Annotated in this window: 14 protein-coding genes; 11 read left to right on the forward strand and 3 right to left on the reverse strand. The window is 56.2% G+C overall.

The genetic code is table 11. The annotated features are described in order from the left end of the window. Nucleotides 1-7: 7 nt before the first annotated feature. Both F3J37_RS11475 and F3J37_RS11480 read right to left on the reverse strand, forming a co-directional pair. Nucleotides 8-523, reverse strand: a complete 516-nt coding sequence (locus F3J37_RS11475; protein ID WP_166933471.1) for a Csu type fimbrial protein — start codon at nucleotides 521-523, stop codon at nucleotides 8-10. Between the two features lie 22 nt (nucleotides 524-545). Then, nucleotides 546-1,115 carry a spore coat protein U domain-containing protein gene (locus F3J37_RS11480; RefSeq protein WP_045814784.1) on the reverse strand — a complete coding sequence of 190 codons (570 nt, stop codon included), beginning with the start codon at nucleotides 1,113-1,115 and terminating at the stop codon, nucleotides 546-548. A gap of 546 nt (nucleotides 1,116-1,661) precedes the next feature. Between F3J37_RS11480 and F3J37_RS11485 the strand changes: the two genes are divergently transcribed. The 3 genes from F3J37_RS11485 to F3J37_RS11495 all read left to right on the forward strand — a co-directional run bounded on the left by F3J37_RS11485 (nucleotide 1,662) and on the right by F3J37_RS11495 (nucleotide 7,538). Next, the gene (locus F3J37_RS11485) at nucleotides 1,662-3,764 is read left to right on the forward strand and encodes a putative bifunctional diguanylate cyclase/phosphodiesterase (RefSeq protein WP_166933472.1); all 2,103 of its coding nucleotides are present in this window, start codon (nucleotides 1,662-1,664) and stop codon (nucleotides 3,762-3,764) included. Between the two features lie 159 nt (nucleotides 3,765-3,923). Beyond that, a complete protein-coding gene (locus F3J37_RS11490) occupies nucleotides 3,924-6,014 on the forward strand; it encodes a putative bifunctional diguanylate cyclase/phosphodiesterase (RefSeq protein WP_166933474.1) in 2,091 nt (696 codons plus the stop codon). A gap of 108 nt (nucleotides 6,015-6,122) precedes the next feature. Then, on the forward strand, nucleotides 6,123-7,538 hold the full coding sequence (locus F3J37_RS11495) for an aminotransferase-like domain-containing protein (protein WP_166933476.1): 1,416 nt from the start codon (nucleotides 6,123-6,125) through the stop codon (nucleotides 7,536-7,538). A gap of 102 nt (nucleotides 7,539-7,640) precedes the next feature. On the opposite strand, the gene F3J37_RS11500 is transcribed toward F3J37_RS11495, so the two are convergent. Then, nucleotides 7,641-8,123 carry a YlaC family protein gene (locus F3J37_RS11500; protein WP_034828452.1) on the reverse strand — a complete coding sequence of 161 codons (483 nt, stop codon included), beginning with the start codon at nucleotides 8,121-8,123 and terminating at the stop codon, nucleotides 7,641-7,643. Between the two features lie 253 nt (nucleotides 8,124-8,376). Between F3J37_RS11500 and F3J37_RS11505 the strand changes: the two genes are divergently transcribed. The 8 genes from F3J37_RS11505 (at nucleotide 8,377) to F3J37_RS11540 (ending at nucleotide 17,166) form a co-directional block, all read left to right on the forward strand. Beyond that, nucleotides 8,377-8,991 (forward strand): cupin domain-containing protein, encoded by a 615-nt coding sequence (locus tag F3J37_RS11505; protein WP_166933478.1) that lies wholly within the window; start codon nucleotides 8,377-8,379, stop codon nucleotides 8,989-8,991. A 125-nt stretch (nucleotides 8,992-9,116) separates the two neighbouring features. Beyond that, nucleotides 9,117-10,556 (forward strand): circularly permuted type 2 ATP-grasp protein, encoded by a 1,440-nt coding sequence (locus tag F3J37_RS11510; RefSeq protein WP_166933480.1) that lies wholly within the window; start codon nucleotides 9,117-9,119, stop codon nucleotides 10,554-10,556. Then, nucleotides 10,550-11,479 carry an alpha-E domain-containing protein gene (locus F3J37_RS11515; protein WP_038644735.1) on the forward strand — a complete coding sequence of 310 codons (930 nt, stop codon included), beginning with the start codon at nucleotides 10,550-10,552 and terminating at the stop codon, nucleotides 11,477-11,479. Before F3J37_RS11510 ends, F3J37_RS11515 begins: the two co-directional genes overlap by 7 nt. Further along, entirely contained in the window at nucleotides 11,476-12,276 is an 801-nt protein-coding gene (locus F3J37_RS11520; protein ID WP_166933482.1) for a transglutaminase family protein, read from the forward strand. Before F3J37_RS11515 ends, F3J37_RS11520 begins: the two co-directional genes overlap by 4 nt. A 21-nt stretch (nucleotides 12,277-12,297) precedes the next feature. Then, the gene (locus tag F3J37_RS11525; protein WP_166933484.1) at nucleotides 12,298-13,002 is read left to right on the forward strand and encodes a proteasome-type protease; all 705 of its coding nucleotides are present in this window, start codon (nucleotides 12,298-12,300) and stop codon (nucleotides 13,000-13,002) included. Between the two features lie 240 nt (nucleotides 13,003-13,242). Continuing rightward, nucleotides 13,243-14,961 carry a bifunctional ornithine lipid synthase OlsF gene (gene olsF, locus F3J37_RS11530; protein ID WP_034828463.1) on the forward strand — a complete coding sequence of 573 codons (1,719 nt, stop codon included), beginning with the start codon at nucleotides 13,243-13,245 and terminating at the stop codon, nucleotides 14,959-14,961. Nucleotides 14,962-15,083: 122 nt separating this feature from the next. Then, nucleotides 15,084-16,151 (forward strand): ABC transporter ATP-binding protein, encoded by a 1,068-nt coding sequence (locus tag F3J37_RS11535; RefSeq protein WP_166933486.1) that lies wholly within the window; start codon nucleotides 15,084-15,086, stop codon nucleotides 16,149-16,151. A 25-nt stretch (nucleotides 16,152-16,176) separates the two neighbouring features. Further along, a complete protein-coding gene (locus F3J37_RS11540) occupies nucleotides 16,177-17,166 on the forward strand; it encodes an ABC transporter substrate-binding protein (RefSeq protein ID WP_166933488.1) in 990 nt (329 codons plus the stop codon). The last annotated feature ends 1 nt before the right edge of the window (nucleotide 17,167 follow it).

Below are 17,167 nucleotides of genomic sequence, written 5' to 3' on the forward strand. Positions count from 1 at the left end.
ACTTCCGTCACCAGCTAAGCGTAACGGTTAAGGTGTCGGTATAAGTGCCGGCGCGCGTGGGGCCGGGCAGCGTTAACAGGCCATAAATCGGCAAAGTAATGTTATTGGCGTTGCTGTAACTCAGCGCCACGGCACTGTTCACCGGAATCGCCGTGGTGTGCGCCGCATTGGTATAGAGGTAATAGGGCACGGTATTGGTATTGCCCGAGACCTTAAGATTGCGGGTGGAGGTGTAGTTGGAGCCGCCATTAATGCTCATGCTGACGGCAGTGCCTGGCGTGCAGGCAAGGGTGATGGTGGTGCTTTGCACATAGCTGGCGCTCACGCTGCTGGACGATACGCCAGATTGCGTACCGAAATTAAGCGTGCCAAAGACCCCGGTATTGGTACCGGAGACAACACAGCCTGCCACTACTGATGCAGAGACCTGAAAGGCTGCGGTTGGCAACCCCCAGGCAGAGACGCTCCCTATCAGCAGGGCGAGGCCGCCTGCAATGTGCACCCAACGCTGCACTACGGCCACCCTGATTACCCTACAACTGACCTCAGTAGTTCACCGCAACGTTAATGGTGTCGGTATAAGTCCCTGCCGGAATCAGCGGGTTAAACCCGCCGCCCACCACACGACCATAAATGGCGTAGTTAGTGCCTAAGGTCGGGTCCGTGGTGCCGCTGGCGGCAATGTTGGTGTTATTGGCGATGGCGGTGGTGAATGCCGCATCGCTATACAGGGTATAGGCAATGCCTTGGGTGTTATTGGAACCGAGGATCAGATAGCGAGGCTGTCCGCTGACGGTGCCGTAAATGGTCGCCGGTGCAGCATTACTGCTGGTGACCTGCACGTTGAAAGTCTGGCCGGTGGTGCAGCGAACATAAATACCGTTGCCCGATGCGCCGACCAGCGTGGCATTCAGGGTATCGAAGGTTGCGGCGCTGCTACCAAAGTTCAGGGTACCGAAGTTGACGCCTGTGGTGGCAGACTGACCATTCACCAGACAACCGGTGGTCAGGGTCAGGGTCGCATTAATGGTTCCCGTTGTGGTGGCGGCAAAAGCCGCATGAGGGGCGAGCACTACGCTCAGGCTGGACGCCAAAAGAAAAAGCTTGAGTTTCATAATCATTCCTTACTGATTATCCAAGGTCAGTGCTTTTTCACCTGGTGATTTATTTATGTAACGAATCCGAAGTCAAACAAGAGCCACGATCGGCTTTACTGCGTAAGTGCCCGACATCTAGGAATATTCTTAGGTGGTGGGTTTATGATTTATATCAGTTTTCTTTACTATAGATCAGCAAATCAACACTGGGAGCGTTGCGCTTAGATTTTTCATTAATCAATTCACACTTATCGCCGATAACGTAGTAATCGCAAGGGGTGACAACCGGTTAAAAAAACTAAACAGCGAGTGATTTAACCCTCTACCGCGATTAACCGTTCAATGCTATGTTCGTGCATTAATCAGATATTATTAATTTTTCTGACTGCGACTGAAGATGAAAAACCAAAAACATAGCGCGGTGTTTCCAGAATTGTCTGGATCGGCTCCCCCCTCTGCCTCACTGCGTGCGGTCATTACTCACCCTTAATCAATGTTTCGACCTTTTGATCATTTTTGACGATACAGCTCCTGCTCAGCAGCGGGCTGATTTTAGGAGCGCACATGCTGCTAGTTACCTGGGATAGCGTTCTGGTCACGGTTTCATTGATCGTGGCCTTCATTGCTGCGTTTACCGCACTGGATACGGCTGGACGCGTCGCGGTTTCACGCGGCTGCCTGGCGAAAATGTGGCTGATTGGCGGTGGCACCGCGATGGGCATTGGCATCTGGGCGATGCACTTCATTGGCATGCTGGCGATGATGATGCCGATGACCATGCGTTATGACATTACCCTCACCACGGTTTCCCTGCTGGTGGCGATCCTCTCTGCCATCTTCGCCTTCGCCCAGGGTGTTCAGGGCAGCCATCTGACCCCGCGTCGGCTGATAAGTGGCACCCTGATACTCGGCAGCGGCGTGGTGGCGATGCATTACATCGGCATGAATGCCCTGATGATTGAACCGGCGATTCGCTGGGACATGCCATTGGTCGCGCTCTCCGTGGTGATTGCCTATGCCGCCTCGGGGGCGGCACTGTGGCTGGCGTTTCATCTGCGCCAGGGCGAGAGCGTGTGGATTATGCGTGTCTGTGCCGCGCTGGTGATGGGTATTGCCATCGCCGGGATGCACTACACCGGCATGGCGGCGGCGGAGTACAGCATGCCGAGCACCATGCAGCAGCATCATGGCATCAGTGAGGATGGACTGGCGGTGTGGGTGACCATTATCACGCTGTCCATCCTTGGCCTCACGCTGTTAGTTTCCATGCTGGATGCTCAGCTGCGCGCCGCGCGTCTGGCGGCCAAGCTCAAGCGTGCCAATAGCGAACTGCGCCAGCTGGCGATGCATGACAATCTCACCTCGCTCCCTAACCGCGTGTTATTGGAGCAGCAGCTGACGGCACAGATCAAGCAAGCCACCTTGCAGGATGAAAGCTTTGCACTGATGTTTATGGATCTCGACGGCTTCAAAGCCGTCAACGATACCTGGGGCCATCACGTGGGCGATCGCCTGCTTATCGCGGTCGCCGAACGTCTGCGCGTGCAGCTGGGCGAGGGCGTGCTGCTGGCGCGACTGGGTGGCGATGAGTTTGTGCTGCTGTGTCCACAATACAATGATTTGCAAGCCTCGGCGCTGGCGCAGCAGCTGGTAAATGCGATTGATGCGCCGTTTGAACTGGATCGTTATTCACTGCGGGTGTCGTTGAGTATTGGCATCGTGGTGTTCCCGCAGCACGGTCGTAGTCAGCAGGAAATGATGTTCAACGCCGACTCCGCCATGTATCACACCAAACACAGCGGCCGAAACGGCTGGTGTCTGTTTGAACCGATGATGAGCGCCGTGGCACAGCATCAGCTGGCGCTGGCGAATGACCTGTGGAATGCGCTGGAATACCAGGAAATGTGCCTGTTTTATCAGCCAAAATTCCGCGCAGGCGGCACGGTGCTCATGGGCTTCGAAGCGCTGCTGCGCTGGCAACATCCGCGTCGCGGATTACTGATGCCGGATATGTTCCTGCCGCGTGCGGAGAAAACCGGGCAAATCGTGGCGCTGGGCAATTGGGTGATCAACGAAGCGTGCCGTCAGTTAAAACAGTGGCACGATGAAGGCAACCGCGACTGGAGCGTGTCAGTTAACCTTTCGGCGTTGCAATTCCATCAGCGCGATCTCATCGACAGCTTACGTCATGCACTGCTGCGCTATCAGCTGCCGGAGGGGGCGCTGATGCTGGAGATTACCGAGAATATCGCGATGCGCGACCCGCAGTTCAGCCAGCAGCGCATTGCAGAATTGCATCAGCTCGGCGTGAAAGTGGCGATCGATAACTTCGGTATTGGTTATGCCAATTTACTGCATCTGAAACATCTGGAAGCCACCGAACTGAAAATCGACCGCGCCTTTATTAACAGCCTGCGTGCCGACAGCGAGGACGCCACCGTCGTGAGCGCGATGCTGACACTGGCACAAAGTCTCAATCTGCGCATGGTGGCCGAAGGGGTAGAAACCGAGGAACAGCAGCGTCTGCTGACCGGGCTCGGTTTTGACACGCTGCAGGGCTATCTGCTGGGCAAACCAACACCGGCGGAGCGTATCGGTGAATTTACCGCTGTGTTTAATGCACCGCCGCTGTTTGCTGAGCACCCGCTGCCCTTAACCAGCGCCTGATAAATCATTTTTATTTTCTTCCGCATCGGAAGGTTTCATCGTTCAAAGACTCAAATCGGCAGTGTTCCTGCCGATAAAACACACAATAAAACCTATAGCCTTGACTTTTTTTCATAACACCACAGCTGATTGATAACGGCTTTAACTTGGGAAATCACTATGTTAGTGACTTCGTACGATTCGTTTACTGTCATCGTTTCCATTCTGGTGGCGATGCTGGCCTCGTTTACCGCGCTGGATATGGCGGGACGCGTGGCTTCTTCAACTGGCAAGGTGGCGCTGGTTTGGTTATTAGGCGGTGGATTCGCCATGGGCGTGGGCGTCTGGGCGATGCATTTCATCGGCATGCTGTCGATGAGCCTGGATATGGTGATGAGCTACGATCCGCTGCTGACCGCCACCTCAATGGCGGTGGCGATCCTGGCGTCGATTTTTGCTTTGTGGCTGGTGTGCTCATCGCATGATTTATCCTGGCGACGCTTAACGGGCGGGGCCTTGGTGCTTGGTTCCGGCGTGGTCGCCATGCACTACATGGGCATGGCTGCGCTGATGTTTTCGCCGGGCATCGTCTGGAATTGGGGCTGGGTTGCCGCTTCAGTGATGATTGCGCTGGTGGCATCGGGCGCGGCACTGTGGCTCGCCTTTAACCTGCGCGAAGGACATGGCCGCGTGACCATTCTGCGTCTCGGTGCTTCGGTGGTGATGGGCTGCGCCATTGCTGGTATGCACTACACCGGTATGGCCGCTGCCAGCTTCCCGATGATGAGTCATGCCACGCACATGGGCGTTAACAGCAACTGGTTGGCGATTGTGGTCACCGTGGTAACGCTGGCGATCCTCGGCATTACGTTGCTGGTTTCGATGCTGGATGCACGCCTGCAAGCGCGCACCTCCATCCTTGCGCACTCGCTGGCGGAAGCCAATCGCGAGCTGGCGCAACTGGCCCTGCACGATAACCTGACACGCCTGCCAAACCGTATTTTGCTGGAAGATCGTCTGGAGCAATCCATCAACAAAGCCAATCGCGAGAAGTCGCAGTTTGCGCTGATGTTTATGGATCTGGATGGCTTCAAAGCGGTCAATGACGCCTTTGGTCACCATGTGGGTGACAACCTGCTGATTGCCGTGGCCGAGCGCATGATCAGTCAGATGAAAGGGCACTACACCCTGGCACGCATGGGTGGCGACGAGTTCGTGCTGCTGATCGAAATCGATGAGCCCAATGACGCCGCAGCGGTAGCGGATGCGTTGGTGAAAGCGGTCGATCGTCCGTTTGATATTTCACGCTATGAGCTGGTGGTGTCACTGAGTATTGGCATCGCGGTCTATCCAGGCGACGGCAAAGATGAGCGTGAATTGATGTTTAACGCCGATGCCGCGATGTATCACACCAAGAACAACGGCCGTAACGGTTACAACTTCTTCCAGCCGTCGATGAACACTCTGGCGCAGTCGCAGTTACAGCTCAATAACGACCTGTGGCAAGCGCTGGATAATGAAGAGTTACGTCTGTTCTACCAGCCAAAATATTGTGCGCCGAGCGGCCCGATTATTGGATTTGAAGCGTTGCTACGCTGGGAACATCCGACACGCGGTTTGCTGGCACCGGACAAATTCCTGCCGATTGCCGAGAAGACCGGCATGATCATCAACATCGGCAACTGGGTGATCAACGAAGCCTGCCGTCAATTGCACTGCTGGCATCTGCAGGGCCATCCACACTGGTCGGTGGCGGTGAATCTCTCCGCGCTGCAGTTTGAGCAGAGCAACCTGGTGGAAACCGTGACGCAGGCGCTGGCGAAGCATCAGATCCCTGCCGAGTTGCTGACGCTGGAAGTGACGGAAACCACCGCGATGCGCGATCCGGAAGAGAGTGTACGTATTCTGACGCAACTGACAGATATGGGCGTGAAAGCCTCGATCGATGATTTCGGCACGGGTTACTCCAGCCTGCTGTATCTCAAACGTTTGCCCGCCAGTGAGTTGAAGATCGACCGCGCCTTCGTCAATGAACTGCAGGCGAAATCTGAAGATGCCACCATTGTCTCTGCGATTGTGGCACTGGCGCAGTCGCTCGATCTCAAAGTGGTGGCGGAAGGGGTGGAAACGCAGGATCAACAAGCGTTCCTCACCGGCCTGGGTTGCGATACCTTGCAGGGTTATTTGCTGGGCAAACCGGTGCCGCCAGAACGCATCCACGAACTGCCGAATTTTGTCGAAAACGAGCAGCAGCTGGTGCAGTTGCCGTAAGGGTATTTGTGCGGTGATGGCCTCATCCCAACCATCCCCTCTCGCGCTTGCGGGAAGGGGCCAGGGTGAGGGAAAATAGCCGCACTCATTTCCCATATCGGAGCCAGGGTGGCGAAATATCAGCAGTTGGTGGATCAACTTCGGACGCAGATCGAAGCGCGCATCTGGCCGCCGGGTGAAAAGTTGCCGTCATTACGTCAGCAGGCTGAACAGAGCGGCCTTAGCCTGATGACGGTGATGCACGCTTATGAAGTGCTGGAAAGTCAGGGCTGGATCCTGTCAAAACCGCAATCCGGATACTACGTTGCGCCACGAGCTGCCGAAAGCCGCCCACGTTTGCCGACACAGGCGATTGCCAAAACCGAGCAGGCGGACACCAACAGTTTCGTTTTTGATGTGCTGCAAGCCACGCGTGACCCTGGCATCATGCCGTTTGGCTCTGCCTTTCCCGATCCCGAACTCTTTCCGCAGCGTCAGCTGATGCGCTCGCTGGTTAAGGTCTCACACAATCTGAAACCCAGCGATGCCCTGAATAACCTGCCGCCCGGCAACGAAGCGCTGCGGAAAATTCTGGCGCAACGTTATGCCCAGCAGGGCATCACCTTGTCGCCGGACGATATCGTCATCACCAACGGCGCGATGGAAGCGCTCAACCTCAGCCTGCAAGCGGTGACCGAACCCGGTGATTGGGTGGTGATTGAAAATCCTTCTTTCTACGGTGCCTTGCAGGTGATTGAGCGGCTGAAACTGAATGCGATTGCCATCGCCAGCGATGTTGAGCAGGGCATCGATCTCGACGAGCTGGAGCAGGCATTGCAACGCTGGCCGGTCAAAGCCTGCTGGCTGATGACCAACCGACAAAACCCGCTGGGCTTTACCCTGAGCGCTGAACGAAAACAACAGTTGGTCACTCTGCTGGCACGCTACCAGGTCGCGATGATTGAGGATGACGTTTACAGCGATCTCTACAGCGGCCACGACAAGCCCTTGCCCGCCAAAGCTTTTGATCGCGAGGGGAATGTGCTGCATTGCGGCAGTTTTTCCAAGAATCTGGTCGCGGGATTTCGCGTCGGTTGGGTGGCAGCCGGGTGCTATGCACAGCGCGTACAGCGTATTCAGCTCATGAGCACGCTCTCCACCAGCGCGCCGATGCAGCTGGCATTGGCCGACTTCCTCAGCACCCGTAGTTACGACACGCACTTAAAGAAGTTGCGCCAGACGCTGGCAAAACGTAAGCAGCTGGCGCAGCAGGCTTTACGTCGGGTGCTGCCTGTTGACGCGCAGATCAGTGATACGCCAGGCGGCTATTTCTTGTGGATTGCGCTGCCGCAGCAGATCAACACCACGCAGCTGTATCATCTGGCGTTAAAAGAAGGCATCAGTATCGCGCCCGGTCAGCTGTTCTCGGGCAGTGAAGGGTTCAGCCACTGTTTCCGCTTCAACACCGCCTGGCCGTGGGATGCGCGCGCCGAGGCGGCGGTGGAGACGTTAGGGAAATTGATTGCTCAGTTGGCGTCGCCATAATTTGCGACCAATAAATGCCGCTGCCGTATCTGGCGAACCAACCTAACTGCCTCAATTTTGCAGGGTGCGCATTATTGCGCACCTCCAATAAATGGCAATGAATCAGATGGTTGCCGCCTGTTTATTTCCCCATGTCAGGTAATAAACATCATAAAAATCCACTTCGCCTTTTTGCTTCATCAGGCGATCGATGCCGCTGCGCACGCGGTCGGGCGTGCCGGGATTTTCCACGATCTTATCCAGCGCCTGCTGAGACACCGGTTGCACGTAATACCATTCACCGTTGTAGCACACGCGCAGATCCAGCGTGTCGATATCCTCAAAGCGGTATTTGGGGTTGATATCCATCAGCATCAGGAAGCTCATCACCAATACAAAGGCGGTGGCGAACCAGAACGCGGGCCAGCCGAGCATCTCAGTGGAGAAGATCAGCGCCACGCACAGCGCGTAGCACAGGTACATGATCGCCCACAGCCCCGGATGGGTTTTGAGGAATGAAAAGCTAAAGCGTGGCAGATTATCGCGCTGGCCTTCACGGTTCAGCGTGGCGATTTCATCGAGCAGAATTTGTTTGATCGCTTCCATAGTTCACCTCTAAATGTTACTGCCTGCCAGTAAATCACATAACAGTGAAGCGAATCAGATACAGAATTGAGGTGTTTTTTTATAACAGTTTATTGGCGGCTTTTCCGGTCCCACAAAATGTTAAATATGTTGCCAACTAATTTGGCTTTAGTAAGGTAAATCATTCTTTTATGTGAATTTTGTCGGCGGGCGCACATTGCAATGCCGTCGGGGTTTGCCACAATTAAGTAACGTGGCTTCCCGGAGAAAGAGTATGACTGCCAACACTTCCAGCCTGCTGTTACTGATGTCTTTCGCCGCCGGTACCTTTTCTGCAGGTTCATCAAATAATCCGCAGCATTTGATGCTGTCGCAGCCCTCAGGCGGTGTGCCTAACAATCTGCTGCCGCTGATCATCTGGCCAGGCATTGCGCCTGACTATGATGAGGAGCTGCAAAGCAACAGCGCCGAGTGGTTTGAAAAAACCTTCTCGGCTAACGGCTGGCCGGCCGCGTGGCGCGCGCCGATCTTCCCTTACACCCATTACCATCCCAACACCCATGAAATTCTGGGCGTCGCGTCGGGCTGGGCGGAAGTGCTGTTTGGCGGCGATAGCGGCCGCATGGTGACGCTACGTGAGGGTGATGCGGTGCTGATCCCCGCCGGTGTCGGCCATAAACAGGTGTTCGCCTCAGACGATTTTTTCGCCGTTGGCGCCTATCCTGAAGGAATGTCCCCGGAAACCGTGCGTGATGAACCTTCTCGTTTACGCGCGGCGAAAGATCAGATCGCGCGCGTACCTTTGCCGCATCGCGATCCTTTCACGGGGGGCGATGGAGCGATGACGGATATCTGGCTGCCAATTGCGCAGCAGTTAATGCACCAGTAAGGTGCAATCTGAGTGTTATTCGGCGCTGCTCCGCTATCGGGGCGCGTGTGCCGTTTGGGGCGTGAGCCTCTGGCACACTTTGTGCAGGAGAGGATCCAGGTCCTCTGACAAGCGCCGGGTAAATCATGAAAGAAAGCTACCAGATAGCGTCACACTTCTATGATGAGATGTTATTGAGCAACGGCGAACACCGTGCGCACTATCAGCATTACTGGGAGTGGTTACAACAGGCGGACAAAGAGGCGGTGGCGCGTAAGCGCGAAGAAGCGGAACTGTTGTTTCATCGTGTGGGCATCACCTTCAATGTCTATGGTGACGATGGCGGCGCAGAACGGCTCATCCCGTTCGACAGCGTACCGCGTATTATTCCGGCGGGTGAATGGGCGATGCTCGATCGCGGCATCCGCCAGCGCGTGCAGGCGCTGAATGCCTTCCTGCATGATATCTACCATCAACAACACATCCTCAAGGCGGGGATCGTGCCTGCCGAGCAGGTGCTGGTAAACGATCAATATCAGCCCTGCATGCAAGGTGTCGATCTGCACCGCAACATCTATGCGCACATCACCGGTGTCGATATGGTGCGCAACAACGACGGCGAGTACTACGTACTGGAGGACAATCTGCGTACGCCTTCTGGTGTCTCCTACATGCTGGAGAACCGCAAGATGATGATGCGCCTCTACCCGGAACTGTTCGTCGAGCAGCATATTGCCCCGGTAGAACGCTATCCTTCACACCTGCTGCAAACCCTGCGCGAAAGCTCACCGGTCAACGATCCGGTGGTAGTGGTGCTGACGCCGGGCCGCTTCAACAGCGCTTACTTCGAACACAGTTTCCTTGCGCAGCAGATGGGCGTTGAGCTGGTGGAAAGTGCCGATCTGTTTGTCAAAGACGGTGCGGTGATGATGCGCACCACCGCCGGGCCGTGCAAAGTTGATGTGATCTATCGCCGTGTTGATGATGCGTTCCTCGATCCGCTGGCGTTCCGTCCCGATTCGATGCTCGGCGTGCCGGGCCTGCTGTCGGTGTATCGATCCGGTAACGTGGTGTTGGCCAATGCCATTGGCACTGGCGTGGCCGATGACAAATCGATCTATCCCTACGTGCCCGACATGATCCGCTTCTATCTGGATGAAGATCCGATCCTCAACAACGTGCCGACCTGGCAGTGCCGCAAGCCGCAGGATCTGACTTACGTCCTCGCCAATCTCAGCAAAATGGTGGTGAAAGAGGTACACGGCGCTGGCGGTTACGGCATGTTGATTGGTCCGGTGGCCAGCCAGCAGGAGCTGAGTGATTTTCGCGATCGTTTGAAAGCACGCCCGGAAAACTATATCGCGCAGGACACGCTGTCGCTCTCCACCTGTCCGACGTTTATCGACAACGGCCTGGCGCCGCGTCATATCGATTTGCGTCCCTTTGCCTTATGTGGTGCGGATATTCGTTTAGTGCCGGGTGGCTTAACCCGCGTGGCGCTGACCGAAGGTTCGCTGGTGGTGAACTCATCGCAGGGCGGTGGCACCAAGGACACCTGGGTTCTGGAGGATGACGCATCATGCTAAGCCGCACGGCCAGTGGCCTCTATTGGATGGCGCGCTATCTGGAGCGCGCAGAACAACTTGCCCGGGTGCTGGATGTCACCAACCGGCTTTCGCTGATGCCGGTGCGTAACAGCCAAACCGATGAGCTGTTGTTGCCGCTCAATCTCACCGGTACGCGTCAGCTGTTTGAAACCCTCAACGGGCGTTTCACCATGCCGCAGCTGTTTAACTTTTTCGCTCTTGATGATCGTAACCCCAGCAGCATTTTTAGCTGCTGGCAGGAGGCGTGGAACAATGCGCACGCGGTGCGCGGCAGTCTGTCGTCTGAAGTGTGGGAGAGCATCAACTCGACGTGGATTGAGATGCGTAACATGCGGCGACGCGGCATCACCAGCGCCAACGCTGACAGCTTTTTTGACTGGGTTAAAGAGCGTTCTCACCTGTTTCGTGGCGCGATGTTCGGCACTTTGCTGCGCGGCGATGCAATGTGCTTTATCCGCATCGGCACCCTAATGGAGCGCAGTGACGGCACCGCGCGTTTGTTGAGCGTCAACCAGCAACTGCTGGAGCAGAACCCCGATTCGGTGCGGGAATACTACTGCCTCGATACCTTGCTGCGAGCGGTGTCGGCGCGTGAAGCCTATAACGCGATCTTTAAGCAGCAGCTGATGCCGGATCTGGTGAATGAGATGCTGATCCTGCGTAACGAAAGCCCGCGTTCGCTGCACTCCTGCATCGAGGAGATCGCCAACCAGTTAGAACAGATCGGCAGCAGCGGTGAGGATCGTCCACGCTATCTGGTGACGGTGCTGTTGGCCGAAATGCGCTTCAGCACCTGGGAAAGTCTGACGCGTGACGGGTTGTACAGCTGGCTTAATCACTTTCTCTCGCAGACCAATGCGCTGGCAGAAAGCATCAATCAGACCTATCTGGAGGCGAAATGAGACTGAATATCGAGCACAAAACCTGGTATGCCTATGAGCATCAGGTCAAACTCAGCACCCAGTATCTGCGCCTGACGCCGCAGAACTCGGTGCACCAGCAGATTCTGTCATGGGATCTCGATTTACCGTGCGAAGCCACGCGCACCCTGGATGCTTACGGCAACGTGTTGCATGTGCTGACGCTGGATACGCCACATCAGCAACTGGAGATTGCCGCGCGCGGGGTGGTGGAAATTCTGGATGATGGGGAGTATTCCCCCGACCCTGAATCGATCCTTTCGCCATTGGTGTTTCTGCGTGCCACGCCATTAACCTTGCCCGATGCGGCGATACGCGATTTCGCACAGCGCTACTGGCACGCAGAAAAACCGCTCGCCAGCCTGGAAAAACTGATGGATGAGCTGCTGTTAAAAATGCCGTACCAGCCTGGCAGCACCCAGGTGAGTGATACCGCAGCGAAAGTATTTGCGGCGGGCAGCGGCGTTTGCCAGGATCACAGCCATGTGTTTCTGGCTTGTTGTCGCAGTCTCGGGATCCCGGCGCGCTATGTCAGCGGCTATCTTTATACGGACAATGTAGAACACGTTGCTACTCACGCCTGGGTTGAAGCCTGGCTGGATGGCAGTTGGCACAGCTTTGATATCACCAACAATACGCGCAGTACGCGCCAGCATTTACGTCTGGCGGTGGGTGTGGATTATCTCGATGCTTGTCCGGTGCGCGGTATGCGGCTGGGTGGCGGCGGTGAGGATATGCTGGCGATGGCCGCGGTGCAGCAGGTACATGCGCAGCAGTGATATTTTTTTGCAGGCGTGACTATGACTTATTGTGTGGCAATGCGTTTATCGTCAGGGATGATTTTTGTATCGGATTCACGCACCAACGCGGGCGTCGATCATATTTCCTCGTTCCGTAAATTACACGTGTTTCAGGTGGATGATGAACGCACGCTGGTGCTGCAAAGCGCCGGTAATCTGGCGACCACGCAAAGCGTGATGAGTTTGCTACGGCGTAATAACCACGACAGCGATCAGCCCAATCTGCTGAATGGGCGCTCGCTGTATGACATTGCGCTGCTGGTGGGGGAAACCCTGCGTGAAGTGATCAAACGTGATGGCGAAGAGTTTGGTGGCACGCTGCTATTAGGGGGGCAGATTCGTGGTGAAGAGCCGCGCCTGTTCCAGATCTATCCGCAGGGCAACTTCATTGAAGCCAGTGTGGATACGCCTTATTTCCAGATTGGTGAAAGCAAGTACGGCAAGCCGATTATTGATCGCGTATTGCGTTATGAAACCCCGCTCAGCCAGGCGATGCAGTGTGCGCTGATTTCCATGGACTCGACGCTGGCGAGTAATATTTCGGTGGGCCTGCCGCTGGATGTGATGGTGTATCACACCGACAGCTTCAGCGACAACGAGCAGCATCATATTACCGATCAACACCCATACTTTTCGCAGATTCGTCAGTTGTGGAGTAAAGGCTTGTTGAGCGTGTTCTCACAATTGCCGCCGTTAAAACTTTAACCGCTCACGCACGATGAATCGGGCGGTGCCACACCATCGATAAGTGGTTGTCTTTTCAGGGGCGGCTTCTGCCGCTCGCTGGCTCGACAATCCTCTATACGGTTCGCTAGCGGTGCCATTACTGGCTAACGCCCTGCGTTTCCCCCCGTTATTTCCGTTTCGCTTTCTCACTGGTCATAAATCTGAAAACAAGCCTGTTTAACTTCGGTGCCATAAACCTCTGCGCACAAAAGGTGAATGATGTTTTCTGTTGATCAGCTTCTCGATACTTACTGGCCAGGCCATCACCCCGCGAACTGGCAAAAAAGCCTGTTGAAATGGGCGGTTCGCGAACATGAATTCCAATCTTTTGCTGACCGTTATCGCCACCTGAAAGGGGTGGATATGGTCGAGCAAGTGCTGGAGCACCTGGATGTGCGCTGTGAATTAAGTGAACGCGATTTGGAGCAGATCCCGACCAGCGGTCCGGTGGTGATTGTCGCCAACCATCCGCTCGGTGCGCTGGACGGACTGGCGCTGCTGGCGGCCGTGTCTCAGGTGCGTCGTGATGTGAAAATCGTGGCAAACCGCATGCTGATGATGCTGGAGCCGATCAACAATCTGATGTTGCCGGTGGATAACATGGGCAACCGCACCAGTCGCGAACAGCTGACGCGCATGCAGCAGCATCTCGACAATCAGGGCGCACTGATTATCTTCCCGGCGGGTGAAGTGTCGCGCCTTTCGAGCCGTGGTGTGCGGGATAACCGCTGGCATCACAGCTTCCTGCGCCTGGCCGCCCGTGCTCGTGCGCCGATTGTTCCGGCACACGTCGTCGGACGTAATAGCCTTGCGTTCTATGCCGCCGCCAAAATCGCCTCACCGCTGGCGCTGCTGATGCTGGTGCGCGAGATGTTCCGCCAGCGTGGATCGCGCATCAAGCTGCACATTGGCGAGCAGATCCCGTTTGCCAACTGGCACGATGGCCACACGCCGGGCAAAGAGCTGGCGAAACGGCTGCGCAAGCACTTATATCGCATTGGTCAGGGCCGTCGTGGTCTGTTCCAGACTGAAGCGGCGATTGCGCGCCCGGAAGATCGTGCCGAACTGAAAAAAGCGCTGATGGAGAGTGAGCGTCTCGGCTCGCTGCCGGATGGCAAACAGATTTACCTGTGGCGTCGTAACGGCGCGACCTGGGTGCCGCTGCTGCGTGAACTCGGACGCCTGCGTGAAATCGCCTTCCGCGCCGTGGGCGAGGGCAGCGGTCGCCGTCGTGACCTCGATAAATACGATGACGATTACTATCACCTGATTCTGTGGGATGACGATGCGCTGGAGATTGTGGGCGCTTATCGCTTTATTCCGGGAGCCGAGCAGCTGGAGCGTCGTGGTCTGGAAGGCATCTACAGCGACAGCCTGTTCCACTACGACGAGCGCATGCTGCCGATCATCAATCAGGGCCTGGAGCTGGGTCGCAGCTTTATCCAGCCTGCCTACTGGGGCAAACGCGGCCTGGATTATCTGTGGATGGGCATTGGTGCCTATATCGCCAAATACCCGGAGACCCGTTACCTGTTCGGTCCGGTATCGATCTCCGGCGGTATGCCGCTGGCGGCGCGCGATCTGCTGGTGGCGTTCTACCGCATGTACTTCCCGACTGAATTGCCGCTGGCAAAATCGCGCCGTCCTTATCCGGCCTCGCTGCCGGAGGTGCTGGCGCAGTTTACCGGTGATAACTATGCGGAAGACTTGCGTCGTCTGAAGCATCTGCTGGCGAACCTCGGCACCGCGATTCCCACGCTCTACAAGCAGTACTCGGAAGTGTGTGAACCGGGCGGCGTGCAGTTTATCGATTTCGGCAGCGATCCTGATTTCAACAACTGTATCGATGGGCTGGTGCTGGTGGATCTGTCACGCGTGAAACCATCACGCTATGAGCGCTACATCGGCATGCATCTGCAGGCTGAAAGCGTCGAATAAGTAGCAGGGAGGCTTTAGGGCCTCCCGTTTTGTTTGAGCACGGAAACGTCAAATCGATGTCACGGGATCGTCATCTGATTGTCGTAGGGTCTTAGCCGGACTGTCAGATAAAGGCCAGAAACATGGCAACGATCACACTTCGCGGGTTAAGCAAAGCCTTTGCTGCCCAGCCGGTACTTCAGGATATCTCGCTGCAGATTGCGCAGGGAGAGTTCATCGCCGTTCTGGGCCCTTCGGGCTGCGGCAAAACCACCTTATTACGTCTGCTGGCGGGCTTTGAAACCGCTGATGCCGGTGAAATCCACGTCGGTGAGCGCTGCTTTGCTGCGCCGGGCGTGCACCTGCCGCCGGAAGATCGCCAGCTCGGCGTGGTGTTCCAGAGCTATGCGCTGTGGCCACATATGACGGTGGCGGAAAACGTCGCCTACAGCCTGAAAGTCAACGGCGTGGCGCGCCATGAGCGTGACAGCCGCACGCAGCAGGCGCTGGAACTGGTGGGATTAGAAAACTTTGCTTCGCGCCGTCCCGCCGATCTTTCCGGTGGACAGCGTCAGCGTGTGGCGTTAGCCCGCTGTCTGGTCGCTAAACCGACGCTGGTGCTGCTCGATGAGCCATTGGCCAACCTTGATGTGCACCTGCGCGCTACCATGGAAGAGGAGTTTCGACGCTTCCATCGCCACAGCCACGCCACCTTGCTCTACATCACCCACGATCAGCACGAAGCGATGGCGCTGGCCGACCGCATTGTCGTGATGGACAGCGGCCGCGTGATGCAGTTCGCCACGCCGCAAACCCTCTGGCGTGAACCGGCGAATGCAATGGTGGCGGGATTTATCGATGACGGCAAAGTGCTGCCGGTCAGCGATATCGAACCTACCGGCGAGGGCAAAGCACTTGCCACGCTGTGTGGTCTGCGCGTCACCTTGCGCTGTGCGGCCGAACAACGCCCGATGCCTCACGGCAAAGCCAGTTTTCATGCGGTGGATTTCCGTCTCGCTGAACCGGGTGAACCGCAGTTTGCGGCACGCGTGCAGCGGGTGATCTATCGCGGCAGCCATTACCAAATTGATGTTGCACCCATCGAGGCACCAGACCACAGCATCACGCTGCAGCTGGCCGATGCCGCTTTACCCGTTGTTGACGCGACCCTTGGGGTGGCGCTGCGCGACGGTTGGATTCTTCCTTCATAACATTCAGATACTTAGGGAAATTGCTATGCGCACGTCTTTTAACGCTTTGATGTTAGCCAGTGGATTAGTGTTTGCCGCCGCCAGCCACGCTGAAGAGGCCCCGTCCGGCAAGCTGGTGATTTACACCTCACAGGCACCGGAAATCGCGCAGCAAACCGTGGACGCGTTCAAAGCCGCGTACCCGAAAGTCGAAGTGGAGTGGACGCGTAACGGCACCACGCAGCTGATGAACGTATTGCAGACCGAGATGATGAGCGGCGGCGCCAAGCCGGATGTGCTGCTGATTGCTGATGCCATCAACCTTGGCGCGTTGAAGAATCAGAACCAGCTCTACAGCTACAAAGATGCGCCACTGAGCCACATCAATCCGTCGTTCTACGACAAAGACAAAACCTTCTTTGGCACCAAAATCATCGCCACGGTGATTGCTTATAACACCCAGCACGCACAGCCGATTGACAGCTGGAACGCGCTGGCGGTAGAGGCCAATAAAGGTCAGATCGCCATGCCAAGCCCGCTCTACTCTGGTGCGGCGCTGTACAAGCTGCACACCGATATCAACACGCCAACCATCGGCTGGAACTTCTACAAGAAGCTGGCAGCGATTGGTGTGGCTCCGCAGGGCGGCAATGGCCCGGCGCTGAAAGCGGTGGCCAGCGGACTGGATAAGTACGGCATTATCACTGATGCTGACGTGATTCTGGCGAAGAAAAAAGGCTCGCCAGTCGATCTGGTGTACCCGAAAGAGGGCGTCTCTTACGTGACGGAGCCGGTAGCGATCATGAAGTCGGTGCACAACCTGCCCGCCGCCAAAGCTTTCGTGAACTTTATGCTGTCTGAGCAAGGCCAGAAGCTGGTGGTCGAGCAGGGTAACCGTCCGGTGGACGATCGTGTTTCTGCACCGGCCGGCTTTACGCCCATCAACAAAATCAAACTGCTGACCCCTGACGTGGCGAAAGCCATCAAGGAAGATGCCACGGTGCGCGATCAGTTCACCGCAATGTTTGGCGGCTAAG

The sequence above is a fragment of the Candidatus Pantoea communis genome (genome assembly GCF_011752685.1).
Lineage (GTDB): Bacteria > Pseudomonadota > Gammaproteobacteria > Enterobacterales > Enterobacteriaceae > Pantoea > Pantoea communis.